Below are 16828 nucleotides of genomic sequence, written 5' to 3'. Positions count from 1 at the left end.
CCGAAGTGCTTGAACAGCGCGCCCGCCGGCGCGGACTCGACTTCGCCGCTCCGGGCGCAATCCCGCAGCTCGTCGCGTATCCCGTCCAGACCCAGGTACAGGGCGACCAGCAGCCGCTCCCGGGCCTCGTCGTCCTCCACCCAACGGTAGGAAGCCAGAAGCAGGCGGAGGTTCCCCGGCAGACCCTCGGCGAGCGCCAGGACGGGAAGCCCGTCGCCGGTGACCCGCAAGAGGGCGTCCACCCCGATTTCCAGGGCGGCGAAGCGGCTGAGGCGGTCGAGCCTCTCGCCGGCGGAGAGGGTGGTGTCGTCGGCGATGCGTCCCAGGCCGGCGACGAGGTCGGTCAGGCCGATCCCCTCGACCCGCGCCGCCCAGTCGGGACCGTCGGGCTGGACGGCCAGCTCCTCCACGGTCACCGCCGACGCCATGGACGCAAGGAGAACAACAAACAGGGGGAGGTATTTCATGAGCCCTTCGCCTTCCAAAGTGTGACCTTCCAGGTTTCCCCGAAACGTATCTGGTAGAACACGTTCAGCTCGGGGGCCGACCAGCCGCCCACGCCGTCGGGGTAAGAAAGCTCGGCCTCGCGGATGACGACCTCGCCGCCGCCCGGGTTGGGAACCACCCCGTCGGCGGGGGTCCAGGCCCGGATGTCGGCCGCCGCGGAGGCCGCCGGCAGGGCGACGCCGAGAGCCGCTTTCAAGAAAACCGAATCCCGCATGCCCGTTCCCGTCGCGTGTCGAAGGGAATCAACCGACCCCCTTCACCCGCCCACCGTCACGCGAGCGGCCTTTTGGCGGGATCGCCCGACAGCCGGATTCAACGGCAATCTCTAAGCCGCCCCGGTCACAGCTCGAACAGGACGACGGCCAGCCCGGTTTCCAGGGCGCCGTCACCGCCGAGGGGCACCCCCAGGGTGAGGGAAAGCTCCAGGTCGGCGACGCGGAAATGGAAGCCGGGGATGAGGGAGAACTCCTCGTACGTCGAAAGAGCGTACTGGCTTTCCACCGAGAGCGTGAACCAGCTCGTGGCGGCCCAGACGAAGCCGATGCCGCCCTCGAGGCCGCCCCCCGCCGCGAAGTCGTAGCCCACATTGCCCAGAACCCCGCCCTTGAGGAAGTCGTACTGGAGGGCCAGACCGGCGGCCAGGGCCGCGCGGCCGTCGGGGGTTCCGGGACCCAGGTCCACCGGCGGACGGTAACGGGCGACATCGTCCCGTTCGGGGTAGGTCGGTCCCGTCGGGAGGGCGAGCCTCGCGTAGAAGGCGTAGGCGAAATCGCCGGGCGCGGGGGGAGCCAGCTTCCCCTCAAGCGCCAGGTCGCCCATCCCGGCGAAGGTCTCGCCTCCCGCAAAAATCTGGTTGACGTAGGGCGCCTTGAGGGAGAGCTCCCCCCAGCCGCCGAGGCCGAGGGAGACGGCCAGCCAGGGCTGGACCACGCGCTCGAGGGGTGTGTACTCCGGAACGGTGGAGCCGACCAGCCGGTCGTAGTAGTCCGCCCCCAGGGCGACGCGCAGGGACCAGGGCTCCGGGCCGCGGGCGGACGCGAGCGTGCTCAATCCCGTACCGCCCGTGGGCCCCACCAGGCCCACCGGCAGGTCGGGGATGTGGAACACGAGGCGGTACTCCCGGGAGTTGCCCGCCGCGTCGCGCACGACGAGGGGCACCGAGCCGTCGTAGGCGCCCGTGGGCACGATGGCCTCGAAGCCGCCGTCGCCGGAGAGGGGGACCGGCCCGGCGCCGACGACGAGGTTGGCCGCGTCCAGAGTCCGGCCCCACAGGGTGAGGGTGCGTCCGCCGCCGCCCAGCCGCCAGCCCTCTATCTCCAGGTCCGGCGGCGTGTCGTCCACGACCACCTCGAAGGAGCGCGCCGGGGAGAACGCGCCGGAGAGCGCGTTGTCGTCCAGGGCGGCCGCGCGCCAGTAGTACGTGCCGGGAACCAGCTCCAGGCGGAGCTCGTCGCCGGCGGCCGGCTCGCGATCCTCGTAGAGTCGCGTACAGGCCGAATCAAAGGCGAGCTGGACGTGAACGCGGGTCGCCCCCGCGGGGGCCTCCCACTCGAACACCACGCCCCGCCGGGCGTCGGCGGCGAAGACCAGGGACGCGCCGTCCTCGGGCCGCAGCAACACGGGCTCGGCGGGGAGGACCGACCGGACGACGCTGTGTTCGCGGATGACCGCGCCCTCGCCGGGACCCAGCTCGAACGGTTCACCGAAGGGCTCCCCGGCGGGTTCACCCACGAGGTGCGGTTCTACCAGTACCCGCCCGCGGAAAACGGCTATCTGCGTCACGCCGGGGTCGGGCGAAGCGACCTCGAAATCCGTTCCGCGGACGAGGGCCACCGCCGTGGGTCCGCCGATGCGGAACTCCCCGCCTTCGCCCAGGATAACGTCCAGCACCGCCCTCACCCGACCGTAGAGGAGCTCCAGCAGGGTCGAGCTCGCCCCCTCGCTCCGCACGGATCCCTCGAGGCTCAGTCCCGTCAAGGGGGCCAGGATGACCCGGGCGCCGCCCACCGAGAGCTCCGCGGTGGAGAGCTCCCCCGTGCGCGCCGTGTCGCCGGGGGCCACGGCGGTGTCGGAGTGGAGCGGCTCGAACCCGCCGTGCTCCCGGCCGACCACGACGTTGCCGTCGCCCGCCACCAACTCCGCCCACCCCACATCGGGACCGGGGAGCGTCAGCCGCTCGCCGACCTGGGGGTCGCGACCGGCCAGGTCCTCGTTCACCGCCAGGAGCAGGCGCCAGAGTCCGGCCTGGCCCATCGCGCGCTCGGCCAGCGCCTCCAGCGTCTCCCCGGGGCGCAGGACCGCTTCCTCGGCGCAGGCCGCGGTCACGATAAAGAGCGCCAGCGCTGGAATGAGAAAACGCATCTCTTCCGATACAACCTCAATCGAGATTATAGCAACATCCGTTCCACGGTCAAGGCCGGGTCGAGAGAGTCCCCGTCACCCGGACGACCGGCGGGTCGCGGTCCGCGTCGAAGGGCCCCCGCCGGTCGCGAACGCCGGTCGGGCTCAGGAACCGCGGGGAAGTTTCCCGCGTAAGGGTATTCAATCATCACGTCAACTTCACGTGGGGGTTCGACCCTCCGGGGGGGAATTTCCCCCTCCAGCCTTGACTCCGGTGACCTTTTCATTTATTATTGAACGATTAGAATCGGCTCTCCACCACACCCAACAAAAAATATGGAAGACATCACCATCCGCGGGGCCCGCGAGCACAACCTCAAGAACATAGACCTCGTCATCCCCCGGGGCCGCCTGGTGGTATTCACCGGCGTCTCCGGCTCCGGGAAGAGCTCCCTGGCCTTCGACACGCTCTACGCCGAGGGCCAGCGGCGCTACGTCGAGAGCCTCTCCAGCTACGCCCGCCAGTACCAGGGGCAGATGGAAAAGCCCAAGGTGGACCAGATAACCGGCCTCTCGCCGGCCATCAGCATCCAGCAGAAGGCCGCCAGCCGCAACCCCCGCTCCACCGTGGGCACCATCACCGAAATCTACGACTACCTCCGCGTCCTCTACGCGCGGGTGGGCAAGCCCCACTGCCCGAGCTGCGGCCGGCCCATCGGCTCCCAGACCGCCGAGCAGATAGTCGAGGAGGTGATGAAGCTCCCCTCCGGGACCCGCTTCATGGTCAACGCCCCGGTGGTCAACAACCGGAAGGGCGAGTTCAAGAACCTCCTGGAAAGCCTGCGCCAGCAGGGGTTCGTCCGGGCGATCATAGACGCTCGGATGGAGGAGCTGGTCGGGATTGCCGGTCTGGACCGCAAGCGGCCCCACGACGTCGAGGTCATCGTGGACCGGCTCATCGCCAGCGAGAACATCCGCGCCCGGCTCACCGACTCCATCGAAACCGCCCTGCGCCTGGCGGACGGCGTGATAGCCATCGTGCTGGTCAAGGACTCGGACGGCCTCTCCGGCGCGGTGGCCGAGGCGCTGGCCCGTCTGTCCGAGAGGGAGGGCGCCCCCGGCGAGGAGATTGACGGCGAGGTCCCCCACTTCGACGCCGGCGGCCGGGCCATTTTCTCGGAGCACAACGCCTGCGCCGTCTGCGGCATATCATTCCCCGAGCTCTCCCCCCAGATGTTCTCCTTCAACAGCCCCCAGGGGATGTGCCCCTCATGCGGCGGCCTGGGCTCCACCCTGGAGGTGGACCCGGACCTGGTGGTGCCCAACCCCACGCTTTCCATCCGCGAGGGCGCCGTGGCCGTCTGGGGCAAGATTGACGAGACGAAGACCTGGCGGCTGTCGCGCCTGGAGAGCCTGGCGGGCCACTACAACTTCAGCCTGGACACCCCCTGGGCCGAGCTCCCGCTCGAGGTCCACCAGATCATCCTCGAGGGCTCCGAGGACGAGGAGATAAAGTTCACCTGGGAGTACGAGCACGGCTCCGGTTCCAGCACCCACGCCTACACCGGGGTCATCGAAAACCTCCACCGGCTTTACCGGGAGACGAAGTCCGACGCGGCCCGGCAGTTCTACAGCCGCTTCTTCACCAGCCTGCCCTGCAAGGTCTGCGAGGGCAAGAAGCTCCGTCCCGAGACCCTGGCCGTGACCCTCGACGATCTCAACATCCACGAGCTGGGCGAGCTGCCCGTCAGCGAGCTGGTCAGGTTCTTCGCCAACCTCACCCTCACCGACACCGAGCGCAAGATAGCCCAGGAGCTCTTGAAGGAGGTCCGCTCCCGTCTGGGGTTCCTGGTCAACGTGGGGCTCTACTACCTGTCGCTGAACCGCTCGGCGCCGACACTCTCCGGCGGCGAGGCCCAGCGCATCCGCCTGGCCAGCCAGATAGGCTGCGGCCTGGTCGGCGTGCTCTACATCCTGGACGAGCCCTCCATCGGCCTGCACCACCGCGACAACGTCAAGCTCATCAAGACCCTCACCGACCTCCGAGACCTGGGGAACACGGTGATCGTGGTGGAGCACGACGAGGCGACTATGCTGGCGGCGGACCAGATAGTGGACTTCGGCCCCGGCGCGGGGCACATGGGCGGCCACATCGTGGCCCAGGGGACCCCCGACGAGATAAAGAAGAAGCCGGGCTCGCTCACCGGCCGCTACCTCGCCGGAGACCTCGCCATCGCCGTCCCGGAGAGGCGCCGACCGGGCAACGGCCACTTCCTCGAGCTCTACGGCTGCACCCACCACAACCTGAAGGGCGTGGACCTGCGCATCCCGTTGGGCACCTTCACGGCGGTCACCGGGGTCTCCGGGTCGGGGAAGAGCTCGCTGGTGAACGAGACGCTCTTCCCCGCGCTGGCCACGGGCCTGCGGCAGACGCGGCTGCACGGCGGCCCCTTCGAGAAGATAGCCGGCCTCAAGCAGGTTGATAAGGTCATAGACATTGACCAGAGCCCCATCGGCCGCACCCCCCGCTCCAACCCCGCCACCTACATCAAGGTCTTCGACCACATCCGGAGGCTCTTCGTCCAGCTCCCCGCGGCCAAGGTCCGCGGCTACACGCCGGGGCGCTTCAGCTTCAACGTCCGCGGCGGGAGATGCGAGGCCTGCCAGGGCGACGGGCTCATCAAAATCGAGATGCACTTCTTGCCCGACGTCTACGTCACCTGCGACGTCTGCCACGGCAAGCGCTACAACAAGGAAACCCTCTCCGTGCGCTACCGCGGCTACAACATCGCCGACGTGCTCGAGATGGACGTCTCCGAGGCGCTGGAGCTCTTCCGCAACATCCCCCAGATAGCCCGGATGCTGGAGACCCTCACCAGCGTGGGCCTGGACTACGTCAAGCTCGGCCAGCCGGCGACCACCCTCTCCGGCGGCGAGGCCCAGCGCGTCAAGCTGGCCCGCGAGCTCACCAAGCGCTCCACCGGCAAGACCGTCTACATCCTCGACGAGCCCACCACCGGCCTGCACTTCGCCGACATCGCCAAGCTCCTGGGCGTGCTGCAGACCTTCGTGGACATGGGCAACACGGTCATCGTCATCGAGCACAACCTGGACGTGATAAAGAACGCGGACTACATCGTGGACCTGGGCCCCGAAGGCGGGGACGACGGCGGGCGGATGATCGCCCAGGGCACGCCGGAGAAGGTCGCCCTCATCGAGGAATCCTACACCGGGAACGTCCTGCGCCAGGTCCTGCCGCGGTTCGCCGAGACCGTGCCCGGAGCGGTGGGCCGGCGGTAGGGACCGGGGCGGGGGCCGCTGTTTACCCCCTCCCCCCTCTGGGGGGAGGGCCGGGGTGAGGGGTAAAGCGGCGGGGATAGAAATCCCCGCCCTACATCCAATACGATACGGCGTAGGGCGGCAGCTCTGTATGCCGCCCTTTCCATAAATGAGCGTTCGCTCACCGTATCCCCTTCCCCGAGGTCTCTCGTTGCCCGGAGCGGCCCTTGCGGGTATAATCACCCTTCACTACGGCCCGGATGAACCGCGCGTGGGCGCCGCTCGATGCCAAAAACCGCCGTTCTCTCGACGATCGCGCTCCTCATCGCCGCCGCCCTCCTGGCCGGTTGCGGCGGGGAGGAGGCCCCGGTCCCCGACGAGACCGGGACGCCTCCGTCGAACGACGGCCCGTCGCCCCTCCCCGGGCCTCTCGGGGACGCGACCGATTTCCCTCCCTGCGTGACCTACTCCTCGCTCTCTACCCCTCCCGGCGGCGCACCCTTCTCCACCGAGGTGACCATCACGCGCTGCGGGGAAAATCCCGCGGCCTTCGAGCTCGTCTGGACCGGCGGGGGGCACGACGCCCGGGGGGTGGGGATGACCTTCGGGCAAGGCCTCTTCGCCGTGGCCCGGGTCGGCCCCGGGGGGCTGGACATCGGCGTCTATCGCCTCGAAGCCGCTTTGTTTCCGCCATCTGCATCTCGCGCGCCGGCTCGCCTCTGGCGTCGTTCATCGGCGAGGTCTCCGGCGAACCGCCGACCCTGGGCGCGTGGCCCGAGGACGCGGCGTTCGAGGTGACCGGGAAAGGCCCCGACGGGGCGGAGTACCAGGGCTTCCTTCAGGCCAAGCCCTGGAACGGCGCCGTGGTGCTGCGCTGGACCGTGGGGGAGGAGCAGATTCCCGGCGGCGCGCTTCCCGTCGGAGACTGGCTCGTGGCCGGATTCAACCAGGGCACCTACGGCGTCTCCGTGTACGAGAAAGAAGGGAACGGATGGCGGGGGCGGTGGTATGCCCCGGGGAACGAGGACTTTGGCGAGGAGTCGCTGGCGCCTTACTCCGAGTGAACGTTGAGATCGGCGCCGAAACGGCCTATACTTTGAACGTGCCGCGGGTCCGCAACGCACGACGGGGAGGTGAGCGGTGAAGAAGCTCCCGGCGGTCCTGGCCCTGGCGATGTTCGCCCCCGCCCCGGCGGGCAACGTCTACGTGGCCGACTACGAATCGGAGGCCGACCTCAACGTCTACATCGTGGACTACGAGAGCTACGCCGATTTGAACGTCTACGTGGTGGACTACGAGAGCTACGCCGACGGCGAGGACGCCCTGTGGTATTTCGTGGATTACGAGTCCGAAGCCGACGTGGTCATTTACTACGTGGACTACGAGTCGGAGGCCGACCTCAAGGTGTACTTCGTGGACTACGAGTCCTACGCCGGCTGGAACGAGGGCCATCCGTGGCAGGGTCGCCTGCACTGATCCCTTCGTCGGGGGACCGGTTTGACGGGGAACGCCGTGGGCCGTTCCCCTTCTTGAATCTGGGGAATCGTCCGTGAAATATACCACCGCATCGCTCATGATCGTCCTGGCCGTCTCGGCCGGAGCGGTCCCCCTGGTGGGCCTGGAAGGGGACGGCGCGGAGCTGCCCGCGCTGGCCGCGCTCCGGGTGGGGGAGGAGTTCGACGAGGAGCAGGCGGATCTGGCGCTCAAGGAGGCGGCGGCCTCCCTGGCCGCGGAGGGCTACCTGGACGCCCGGCTCACCCCGGAGCTCATCCGGCGCGAGGGCGGCGTCCGGCTGCGGGTCGCCGTGGAGCGGGGCGAGCGGGCCGCCCTGGGCGCTCTGACGGTGAACGGAGCCTTGGCCGTCGAGCCGCGGCTGGTCGAGGCGGCGGCGCGCACCGGCTGGCGCAGGGACGGGCCAAACGGCCTCATGCGGGCCGTGGGCGACCTATACGCCTCGGCGGGCTACCTGAACGCCGGCATGGAGATGGTCGAGCCGAGGCGCGCGCCCGACGGGTCGCTCAGCCTGACCCTCGAGCTGTCGGAAGGCGACCTCACCTGCGTGGACACCCTCGAGGTCGTCGGCCTGGACGATGACGCGCGGCTCACCGCCCTGGCCGCCCTGGGGCTGGCGCGGGGCGACCCCCTGACCCCCGACGCCCTGGAGGCGGCCCGGCGACGCATGGAGCGGACGGGCTACTACGCCCGCGTCGCTCTCACTCTCGACGGGACGACCCTGCGGCTCGAGGCCGAGCCGGCGCGGACGGTGTATTTCGACGGCGCCCTGGGCCTCGGCGAGACGGGGGACGGGACCGGGCTCTTCGGGGAACTCCAGTTCAAGCTCGCCAACCTCGGCGGCGGGGGGCACGACCTCGCCGGGCTGTACCGGCGGACATCCGCCGACAACGCCGACTACCGGGCGGGATACACCAAGCGGTTCCTCTTCGGCACTCTGGCGTCCCTGGGGCTCACCTACACCGGCCTTCTGCGCTCCGACCGCCGCTCCGACTCGGGGGAGGCCGAGTTGCGCCAGCCGCTGGGAGACCACCTCGAGATATCCCTCGCCGCCCGGTTCTCTTCCGACTCCCAGGAGGGCGTGGGGTCGAGCGCGTTTATGGGCGCCGGGCTGGGGGCCCTTCTGGATTACACCGACCGGCCGCGCGACCCCACCGACGGCCTCGACCTGTGGTGCAAGCTGGGAGCCGGCCAGCGGCGCTACGATGCGCGGCGGGAGACGCCGCTCCAGGCCCGCCTGGGCGTAGACGGCTACTGGACGCCCATCGAGCCCCACACCCTGGCGCTCCTGGCGGAGGGGGGAATCGCCGACGTCCGGCCGCCGGCATCCCTGGACTGCTTCTACCTGGGCGGCGTGGCCCGGCCCCGCGGGTACCGCGCCCACGAGATGCCCACCGACGCATACGCCCTCGCCACGGCCGAGTACCGCCTTCGGCTGGGGGATTCGGGGCGCCTGTTCGCCTTCGGCGATTTCGCCTACTACCAACCGATCTCCACCGCGCCATTCACGACCCGGACGATATGGAGGCGGGCCCTCGGCTACGGGATCGGCCTCGTCGTCAACCTGGGAGTGGGCGGCCTCGAGGTGGTTTACGCCCTCAGCCAGGACTCGGGCCTGGACTCCGGCGTCCTGGAGGTCCGGCTCGTCCTGGACCGCCTCCTGTGAGGTTGACACCCCCGCGGAGCGCCGCTATACTCGTTTCTCGAAGCGATACTCTCACGCTTAAACGGAGGTTCATGTTGAAGCACGCCAAGGTTTTCATGCTCCTTATCGCCCTCGCTTTCCTCTTCGGCCTCGTGGGCTGCGAGGAGAAGGCCGCGGAGGGTGAGGGAGGCGAGGCCGATGTCGTCCCGGTCGGTCCCCCCACCTTCACCACCGAGCTCGGCGAATGGGTCACCTACACGGGCAAAGACGTGGGCGAGGTCACCCTGGCCCTGGTCGGTGAGGAGGAGTTCGGGGGCGTCCCCGGCTACTGGATCGAAGTGGCCGTGCCCGCCGAGGGCCAGAAGGTCGTCATAAAGGTTCTGGTCGAGAAAGAGGCCTACGTGCAGTTCGGGAAAGATGTCGTGGATTGGCTCCAGGACCCCAAGATTCCCGAGGAAGGCCTCCTGGCGGACGCCATGGCCACGCAGGGCGTGGAAGCGAAGGGCCAGCCCACGAATGAGGACATCCAGAAGGGCCTCGACGAGTTCAACCAGACCGTCCTGCGCCTCATCGTGGAGGCCGAGGGCCAGGCCTTCGAGATAGACATCCCCAGCTTCACCAAGCTCATCGGCGATCAGGCCGCCGCCGGCATGGAGATGGCCCAGGAGATGGAGAAGTCCTACGGCGGCGAGAAGGCGGCCGAGGAAGTCGTGATGCCGACCTTCGAGCTGGTCAGGGGCGTCACCGCCGAGGTCGCCGGCAAGACCTACGCCTGCGACAAAGTGTTGGTCACCTACGAGGGCGAGACCGCGGAGATTTACTTCTCCCCCGAGGTGCCCTTCTTCGGCCTGGTCAAGATCGTCACCAAGGACGGGGAGGAGCCCCTGGTCCTGTCCGATTACGGACAGTCGGGCTACGTGAGCCAGCTCACCTCCGCCAAGCCGACGAAGATTGACGCCAACGCCCTGATGATGATGTTCATGGGCGCGGCGATGATGCAGCCGGGCGGCGGCGGGATGCCCAGCGGCATGGAGGGCCTGGACCCCGAGACGCTCAAGGCCCTGGAGGAGATGCAGAAGGCGGCGGGCAGCTAGCCGCCCCGGAGCCTGGTATTTCTCATCCGCGTGAAGAAGGGGACCGCCCGCGCGGTCCCTTTTTTTACGGGTGAAATCTCATTTCCCCTCTCCCCTCTGGGGAGAGGCGCGCCTACGGGCTAGGGTGAGGGCTACCACAATCCCCACCGCCCTCTGGGGGGAGGGCTCGGGAGGGGGGCAAAACGAGGTTGTGATGATGTAGGGGCGGGTGTCCACACCTGCCCGCTTCACCACTCACCCTCGGTTGCGATGATGTAGGGCGGCCCCGTAGGACGAGTCCTCTGCGGGCCGCCGCGGGCCGACCTAAAGGTCGGCCCCTACGAGGGTGATGTGCGATTCAATCCAATTCCGTAGGGCGGGGTTTCCTAACCCCGCCGTTTTTTTCATTATTTGCCCCGACCCTCACCCCCACCCTCTCACTAAAAGGGAGAGGGGGCCACGGCAGCCCTCACCCTTGGTTGCGATGACGTAGGGGCGACCCGTAGGACGAGTCCTCTGCGGTCGCCCTCGGGCCGACCTAAAGGTCGGCCCCTACGTTGGTCCTCGATAACCACCACCCCCGACGGCGACTAACCCGCCGCCGTCGCGGCCGCCTTCTTCTTCTGCGTCCGCAAGAAATGAATCATCTTCAGCACCGCGTGCGGCACCAGGTCCTTGACCATGTGCGGCAGCAGCCGGTCCATCACCCCCGGCATCAGCTCCGGCATCTGCTCGGCCATGTAGTCTGGCAGGGGGACAATCCCCCCGATGCGCTCCAGCATGGTCGCCATGACCTTGGGCATCATTCCCGGCAACAGCATCGGGAAGAGAATCGGGAAGAGCGGCCGCATCAAAAAGAGCATCCCGCCGCCCACCGGCCCCAGCTTCCCGATGAACCGCATCATTGCGCCCATGCCCAGCGGCATGGCCTTTAAGAGTTCCGGCCACATGGTGTCCATGAGGTCGGCGAAGCCCACCGGCGTCATGAGGGCGATCATCTTCTCGAAGACGGCCCACTGGCGCCGGACCTCGGGCTCGGGGTCGGGGAAGTCGTAGCCGAGCTTCCCGGCGGCGAAGCGCGCCAGGTCCTGCACCTGGACCTTAACGTCCTTTTTGTCCCGGCTGACGCGGAGCTGGAACTCGCAGCAGGGGCAGAGGGCCAGGACCTTCTCGGCCCCGGCGTCCACGGCCTCGGCCAGGCGCCCCTCGCCGATGTCGGCGGCCACGGGCGGGTCCTTGATGAGCGTGAGCACCGAGCCGCAGCAGTGTCCCTCCTCGCGGTTGTGCGCCATTTCGACGAACTCGACGCCGGGAACGGCCTTTATCATCGCCCGCGGCTCCTCGTACACCCCGGACACGCGCCCGATGTGGCAGGAGTCGTGCCAGGTGACCCGTTCCTTCTTGCCGCCGTTATCGGGGAACTTGAACTCCCCGGCGGCCAGCTTCTCCGCGATGATTTCCGAGTAGTGCCGGGTTTTTATGTCGTATTCGAGGCCGAGCTCCTTGGCCCAGCCGGCGTAGTGGTGGCGCCACATCATGTCGCAGGCCGGGCAGGAGGTGACCACCGTTTTGGCGCCCGCGGCCTGGACCGCCTCGATGTTCTTGCGCACCGTTTCGCCGAAGACGTCCCACTTCCCGGCCACGAGCATCGGCGTGCCGCAGCAGCTCTCGCGCTGGCCCAGGTAGGTGAAGTTCACCCCCGCCTCGTCCAGAAGGCGCACCGTGGCCTGGCCGATATCGTTCTCGACGTAGCTGGCGGTGCAGCCGGCGAAGTAGACCACCGGGGCCTTGACGCCGGGGCCGTGCTTTTGGATCAAATCCTCCGGGAACCAGTCGGCGCGGTTCTTCCGATACCCGGCCCAGATGTCCCCCTGGGCCGTGGTCGCGGCCCCCATCACCTCGAAGGGCGGGAAGGTCATCCGGCCGTCGTCCTGAATCAGCTTGCCGCGCAGCTTCATCCAGGCCGGCTCGATGGGCAGCGACGCCGAGCAGCGCAGGTTGCACAGCTCGCAGGTCGTGCAGACCAGGAAGGTGTCCACCATCGCCTGGTCCCACTTGACCTTGCCTTCCATCATCCGGCGGAGCCAGTACCACTTGCCGCGCGGGCTCTGGCTCTCCCACCCCCGACCGTAGAACTGGTCGCAGGTGTCCACACAGTAGCCGCACTGGGAGCAGGAGTAGGCGTACCAGGCCACGTCGGCGGGGATGCCCCGGACCGGCTTCTTCGGCCGCTCGCCTATTTCCACGGAGACACCGTTCCCCAGGGCCCGGACCAGCGGCTCGAAGAACCCCGCCAGGCCCATGAACGCCCCCACCAGGCCGTTGGAGAGCACCTTGCGCGGGTTCAGCAGCCCCTTGGGGTCCGCCTCGCGCTTCGCGCCCCGGAGCCTTTTGACCCTCCCGGCGCCCAAAATTCCGTCGGCCAGGCCGGCGAAGTAGAGGCCGGTGGCGTAAGGACGGCCGCCGTGCCGCCGCGCGATTTTCATGATCGAGAGCGACAGGGCGAAGAGGAAGGTGTAGCCGAAGCGCCGCTCGTCCGCGGGGATGAAGCCGAGAATCACCACCTCCGGCCCGCCGCCCCGACCCTCGCGGATAATGACCGCCTCCTTGACCACCGGCTGCCGGAGCTTTTCCTCGATCTCGGTCATCACGTCGCCCAGCGTTTTTAAAGGAACGACCACCTCGGCCGGGACCAGGGACGGTCCGAGCCGCTTGACCACCATCAGGTTGAAGCGGTTCTCCCACTCGTGCCGGGCGATTCTGTCGGTGAGTATCTCGGCGGAGCACTCGGGGTGCGGGGAATCGAAGTAAGTGTGGATGCGCTCGGCGTCGCGCTTGCGGAAGGTGAGGGTTATGACGTAGGTCTCGGGCAGAAGGACCCGCTCCTCGGCCGGCTCCCCGTGGTGCTCGCGCAGGGGTGACAGGTTCTTCAGCTTGGCCATGCGCGGGTTGATGAACATCATGGACCAGACCGGCAGCCCCTCGGCCAGGACGCGCTCGATGAAGCGCTGGAGGTCGTGGGCGTCGGCGCAGGAGATGGAGATGACGTCCAGCTCCTCGGCGGGCATGACCCGGACGGTCACCCGGCTGATGAAGCCCGTGGTGCCCATGGCGTCGGAAACGAGGTCGAGGTCGTCCCCGGCTAGCTCGCGCACCTCGCCCGAGGATAGAACCACGCGGGCCGAGACCACGTTGTCCGCGAAGTAGCCGTACTCGTAGCCGCCCAGGCCCGCGCCCCCGTGGGCCAGCCAGCCCCCCACCGTCGAGGAGGGGTAGCTGGTGGGGTAGGTGCGCAGGGTCAGGCCTTTCGGTTTCAATCGCTCGTCGAGCTCTTCCCAGGTGATGCCCGGCTCCACGGCGGCGGTGAGGTTCCCCGCATCTATCTCCAGGACGTCCCGCATCCGGTAGAAATCCACCACCAGGCCCTTCTTGACCGGCAGGACGCCGCCGTAGCCCGAGGTGGCCTTGCCCCTCGGGGTGAGCGGGATGCCGCGCCCGCAGGCCCAGGTCACCAGTTCGACCAGCTCCCCCTCGTCCGCCGGCTGGACCACGGCGCGGGGAACGGTCCCGCCGATGAGCGGCTTCAAGAGCTTGGGGACCGAGGCGATGTCGTGGCCATAGAGCATCCGCTCGGTTTTGTCAAAGGTCACCCGGCCGGGGAAACGCTCCCGGAGATGCTCCCGTGCTTTTTTTCCTAAACCCGCCATGGTCGGCTCCTTTTGCGATTTATCCGAAATTTTTTTTAGATTGAATTCCAGTCGAGGGCGCCGAGCTCCTCCCAGGTTATTTCCTTGAGGGCGGAGCTGTGCCGCTGGCGGCAGACGGCCTCGATGACGGCGCCCGCCGCCGGGTCGGTGACGTGGAAGACCACCTGGGCCCCCTCGCGGCTGCCCGAGACGACCCCGGCCGAGCGCAATTTGGCCAGGTGCTGGGCGATGGTGCTCTGGGGCCGCCCCAGGACGGCGACTATCTCGCCCTGGGTGACCGGCGAGCGCGCCAGGCCGCAGGTGATGGCCAGGCGGAGGGGGTGGGCGAGGGCGCGGAAGAGCCTTGCCGTTTCCTTGAAATCCGCGAGGGTGGGTGCTTCGGGCACGGCGCGTCTCCTTTTCGTAATTTTGCGATAACCGAATAACCGGAATTAGTGTAGACGGAAATTGATCCCACGTCAAGTGAAAGCTACGGTCCACGGGCGACCGCAGAGGGTCGCCCCTACATCATCGCAACCAGGGGTGAGGGCTGCCCTAAAATCCCCTCCCCCCTCTGGGGAGAGGGTGGGGGAGAGGGGCGAAGCGGCGGGGATTAAAATCCCCGCCCTACATTTGGGGGAGGGCCGGGGTGAGAGTAAAACGGGAGGGTCAGGAGACCCTCCCCTACGTCGGTAACGCGCGAGTCCCAGCCTTAGGGGCGACCGTCCCCGGTCGCCCGTTCATGTCATTGCCGAATGTAGGGGCCGACCTTTAGGTCGGCCCGCGGGCGAACCGTCAATCCTTGAAGAGCCACCACTTGAGCTTTTCCGTATCGGTGTCCGGCTTCTCGGCGTAGCAGCGCGCGGCGCGGAAAATGTAGAGCGTGCGGGGATCCACCCGCTTCCCCCGCAGCTCACACAGTTTTTCGAAAAGCGCCTCGGGCGCCTGCCGCGTGAGGTCGAACACGGCGCGGATTCCCACATCGTAGAGGTCCTCGGCCGTCCGGGGGCCCACGCCGGGAATTTTCACCAGCTCCCGCAGGACCTCCATCTTTATCGGTCTGAGCACGGTCACCTCTTCTGAACGGTCGGCAAAATAATTTCCAGGGACCCGGCACGGGGCGCGGTCAGCTCGGGTTCACCCGCCCGCTTCCCGCCGAGCCGCTCTATCACGGAGGCTATCTCGTGGTCGTCCAGGGGGTCAGGTGCGGAAGAGGCTGATTACGCCGCCGACGCGCTCCCAGATTTTGCCCAGATGCTCCCCGGCGCGCAGCAGGTCCGCCCAGAGCCGCGGCGGGTTCTCGAGAAGCTGGTCCACCGCCTGAACCCGCTCCCAGGGCAGCCGGACCCCGGCGGGTGGGAGCGGCTTCCCCCCTGCGTCGCGGAATTCCACCCCCTCCTCGAGCATGGCCCGGACGAAGAGCTCCGCCACCAGGGCGAAGCCGGTGACGGTGCCGTGGAAACAGTCCAGGGAGACCAGGCCGCCGCCGGTGCGCCGCCCCTGGGCGTCGGAACGGAAGAGCTCCATCCTCGGCGGGGGGACGAGCTTCAGCAGCGGATGGTCGTCGTCGCCCAGAAAGTGCCGCAGGTGGGCGTCGGGGGTGTATTCGCCGCGGCCGACCAGCCCGTTCAACAGTCCCGCCAGGTCCACCACCCGCCAGCCGCGCTCCCGGGCCACGGTGCGGATGACCTCGTTGTAGGCGTCCTGGTTCTCCTCGACGTGCAGGACATCCTCGGCGGAAAGGAAGGGGAACCGCTCCCGGGAGGGGTTCTCCTCGCGGAGGTAGAAGTGGACGTAGTACTCGTGATGCTCACCGCGGGGCCCGCGGTTGCGGGGTCCGGCGCCGCGGAGCAGGGGGGCGTCGGTGACGTAGGGCAGCGTGGCCGCGAAGACCCGCGCCCGCGTATTAACCGAAATTCGATCCGCCAGTTGACGGTAGGACGCCTCGAAGGCCTTGGGGTGCCACAGGCTGAATCCCTCGACGAGGTCGGGGGCGGGCGGCTCGGGGCCCGTCTCCACCACCTCCAGCCGGGTGACGACCCCCGCGGCGTTGTTCAGGCCCACGACCAGGATGACGTTCTCGATGGGGCCCTGGAGCTCCTCGATCCGGCCGAGCCAGTCCACCTGGGTCAGCCCGTTCAGCTCGTTGTGCGCGGCGGGGTTCAGAACCCGCCGGGCGGCGCGGTAGGCCGCCGACGAGGGGAACTTCTCCATGAACTCCGAGCGGTCGTCCCACCGGCGCTCGCGGATGAGCCGATCGCAACGCTTCCCGTTCGCGGTGAAGAGGTCCTCCACGGTGAAGCCGAAGCAGGCCAGGAGGTGGTAGGGGCCGGGGTAGCTGCGGGCCAGGGCGCCGAAGCCGTGCTCGTAGTACTCGTCGCGTTCCTCGAGCCACTCCTCCACCGCCGGCCTGGCCGCCAGGAGCCAGTCCACCAGGTCCAGCCCGGGCCCGCCGAGGGTGAAGTCCAGGTCGAGGAGGAGCCGCTCCAGGTTCAGCGGCATCCCGCCCAGGCCGAAGTGGGGGACGCAGAAGTCGAATCCCTCGCCCGCGCCCACCGTCAGGCCCAGGGCGCGCGCCACCATGGCCGGGAAACTCCAGCTCGTCTTCCACACCGCCCCGGAGGTCACCCCCTGGGCCAGAGAATCGCCGAGCGCCACCAATCGCGGCATGGAACCGGCCTCCTGCAACCGACACGAGCCCATTTTAACAAAAAGTACCACTCGACGGTGGCCCCGGAATAGGGCGGAAGCGGCGGGGCATAGAAGCCCCGCCCTACGTCATCGCA

Annotated in this window: 13 protein-coding genes; 6 read left to right on the top strand and 7 right to left on the bottom strand. The window is 68.3% G+C overall.

Annotated features, from left to right (window positions below):
* The 3 genes from NTW26_03375 to NTW26_03365 all read right to left on the bottom strand — a co-directional run.
* Positions 1-467: hypothetical protein (locus NTW26_03375; GenBank protein ID MCX7021314.1), on the bottom strand; the 467-nt coding region annotated here is incomplete at its 3' end.
* Complete coding sequence (locus NTW26_03370) at positions 464-721, bottom strand: hypothetical protein (protein MCX7021313.1); 258 nt, start codon at positions 719-721, stop codon at positions 464-466. The genes NTW26_03375 and NTW26_03370, both read right to left, overlap by 4 nt.
* Positions 722-846: 125 nt before the next feature.
* Positions 847-2868 (bottom strand): FecR family protein, encoded by a 2022-nt coding sequence (locus NTW26_03365; protein ID MCX7021312.1) that lies wholly within the window; start codon positions 2866-2868, stop codon positions 847-849.
* 315 nt (positions 2869-3183) lie between these two features.
* On the opposite strand from NTW26_03365, the gene uvrA reads away from it, so the two are divergent.
* The 6 genes from uvrA to NTW26_03335 all read left to right on the top strand — a co-directional run bounded on the left by uvrA (position 3184) and on the right by NTW26_03335 (position 10377).
* Positions 3184-6147: an excinuclease ABC subunit UvrA gene (uvrA, locus tag NTW26_03360; GenBank protein ID MCX7021311.1), complete on the top strand. Its 2964-nt coding sequence runs from the start codon at positions 3184-3186 to the stop codon at positions 6145-6147.
* 264 nt (positions 6148-6411) lie between these two features.
* The gene (locus NTW26_03355; protein MCX7021310.1) at positions 6412-6924 is read left to right on the top strand and encodes a hypothetical protein; all 513 of its coding nucleotides are present in this window, start codon (positions 6412-6414) and stop codon (positions 6922-6924) included.
* The gene (locus NTW26_03350) at positions 6921-7190 is read left to right on the top strand and encodes a hypothetical protein (protein MCX7021309.1); all 270 of its coding nucleotides are present in this window, start codon (positions 6921-6923) and stop codon (positions 7188-7190) included. The genes NTW26_03355 and NTW26_03350 overlap by 4 nt, the downstream gene beginning before the upstream one ends.
* Positions 7191-7266: 76 nt before the next feature.
* Positions 7267-7602 (top strand): DUF6150 family protein, encoded by a 336-nt coding sequence (locus NTW26_03345; protein MCX7021308.1) that lies wholly within the window; start codon positions 7267-7269, stop codon positions 7600-7602.
* A gap of 73 nt (positions 7603-7675) precedes the next feature.
* On the top strand, positions 7676-9304 hold the full coding sequence (locus NTW26_03340; GenBank protein MCX7021307.1) for a BamA/TamA family outer membrane protein: 1629 nt from the start codon (positions 7676-7678) through the stop codon (positions 9302-9304).
* Between the two features lie 71 nt (positions 9305-9375).
* Positions 9376-10377: a hypothetical protein gene (locus NTW26_03335; protein ID MCX7021306.1), complete on the top strand. Its 1002-nt coding sequence runs from the start codon at positions 9376-9378 to the stop codon at positions 10375-10377.
* Positions 10378-10946: 569 nt separating this feature from the next.
* Here the strand turns inward: NTW26_03335 and NTW26_03330 are convergent.
* From NTW26_03330 to NTW26_03315, 4 genes are all read right to left on the bottom strand, one after another.
* Positions 10947-14063 (bottom strand): FAD-binding and (Fe-S)-binding domain-containing protein, encoded by a 3117-nt coding sequence (locus tag NTW26_03330; GenBank protein MCX7021305.1) that lies wholly within the window; start codon positions 14061-14063, stop codon positions 10947-10949.
* 35 nt (positions 14064-14098) lie between these two features.
* Positions 14099-14449 carry a metalloregulator ArsR/SmtB family transcription factor gene (locus NTW26_03325; GenBank protein ID MCX7021304.1) on the bottom strand — a complete coding sequence of 117 codons (351 nt, stop codon included), beginning with the start codon at positions 14447-14449 and terminating at the stop codon, positions 14099-14101.
* Positions 14450-14837: 388 nt separating this feature from the next.
* Positions 14838-15110: a helix-hairpin-helix domain-containing protein gene (locus NTW26_03320; GenBank protein MCX7021303.1), complete on the bottom strand. Its 273-nt coding sequence runs from the start codon at positions 15108-15110 to the stop codon at positions 14838-14840.
* 132 nt (positions 15111-15242) lie between these two features.
* Entirely contained in the window at positions 15243-16712 is a 1470-nt protein-coding gene (locus NTW26_03315; GenBank protein ID MCX7021302.1) for a hypothetical protein, read from the bottom strand.
* Positions 16713-16828 lie beyond the last annotated feature (116 nt).

The sequence above is a fragment of the bacterium genome (genome assembly GCA_026398675.1).
Lineage (GTDB): Bacteria > RBG-13-66-14 > RBG-13-66-14 > RBG-13-66-14 > RBG-13-66-14 > RBG-13-66-14.
Note: the sequence above shows the minus strand (reverse complement) of the source record. Positions and strands in the feature narration are given on the sequence as shown.

Coding starts and splice junctions, on each gene's coding strand:
- uvrA (MCX7021311.1), top strand. CDS start 3,184: ATGGAAGACATCACCATCCGCGGGGCCCGCGAGCACAACCTCAAGAAC.
- NTW26_03315 (MCX7021302.1), bottom strand. CDS start 16,712: ATGCCGCGATTGGTGGCGCTCGGCGATTCTCTGGCCCAGGGGGTGACC.
- NTW26_03335 (MCX7021306.1), top strand. CDS start 9,376: ATGTTGAAGCACGCCAAGGTTTTCATGCTCCTTATCGCCCTCGCTTTC.
- NTW26_03365 (MCX7021312.1), bottom strand. CDS start 2,868: ATGCGTTTTCTCATTCCAGCGCTGGCGCTCTTTATCGTGACCGCGGCC.
- NTW26_03330 (MCX7021305.1), bottom strand. CDS start 14,063: ATGGCGGGTTTAGGAAAAAAAGCACGGGAGCATCTCCGGGAGCGTTTC.
- NTW26_03355 (MCX7021310.1), top strand. CDS start 6,412: ATGCCAAAAACCGCCGTTCTCTCGACGATCGCGCTCCTCATCGCCGCC.
- NTW26_03370 (MCX7021313.1), bottom strand. CDS start 721: ATGCGGGATTCGGTTTTCTTGAAAGCGGCTCTCGGCGTCGCCCTGCCG.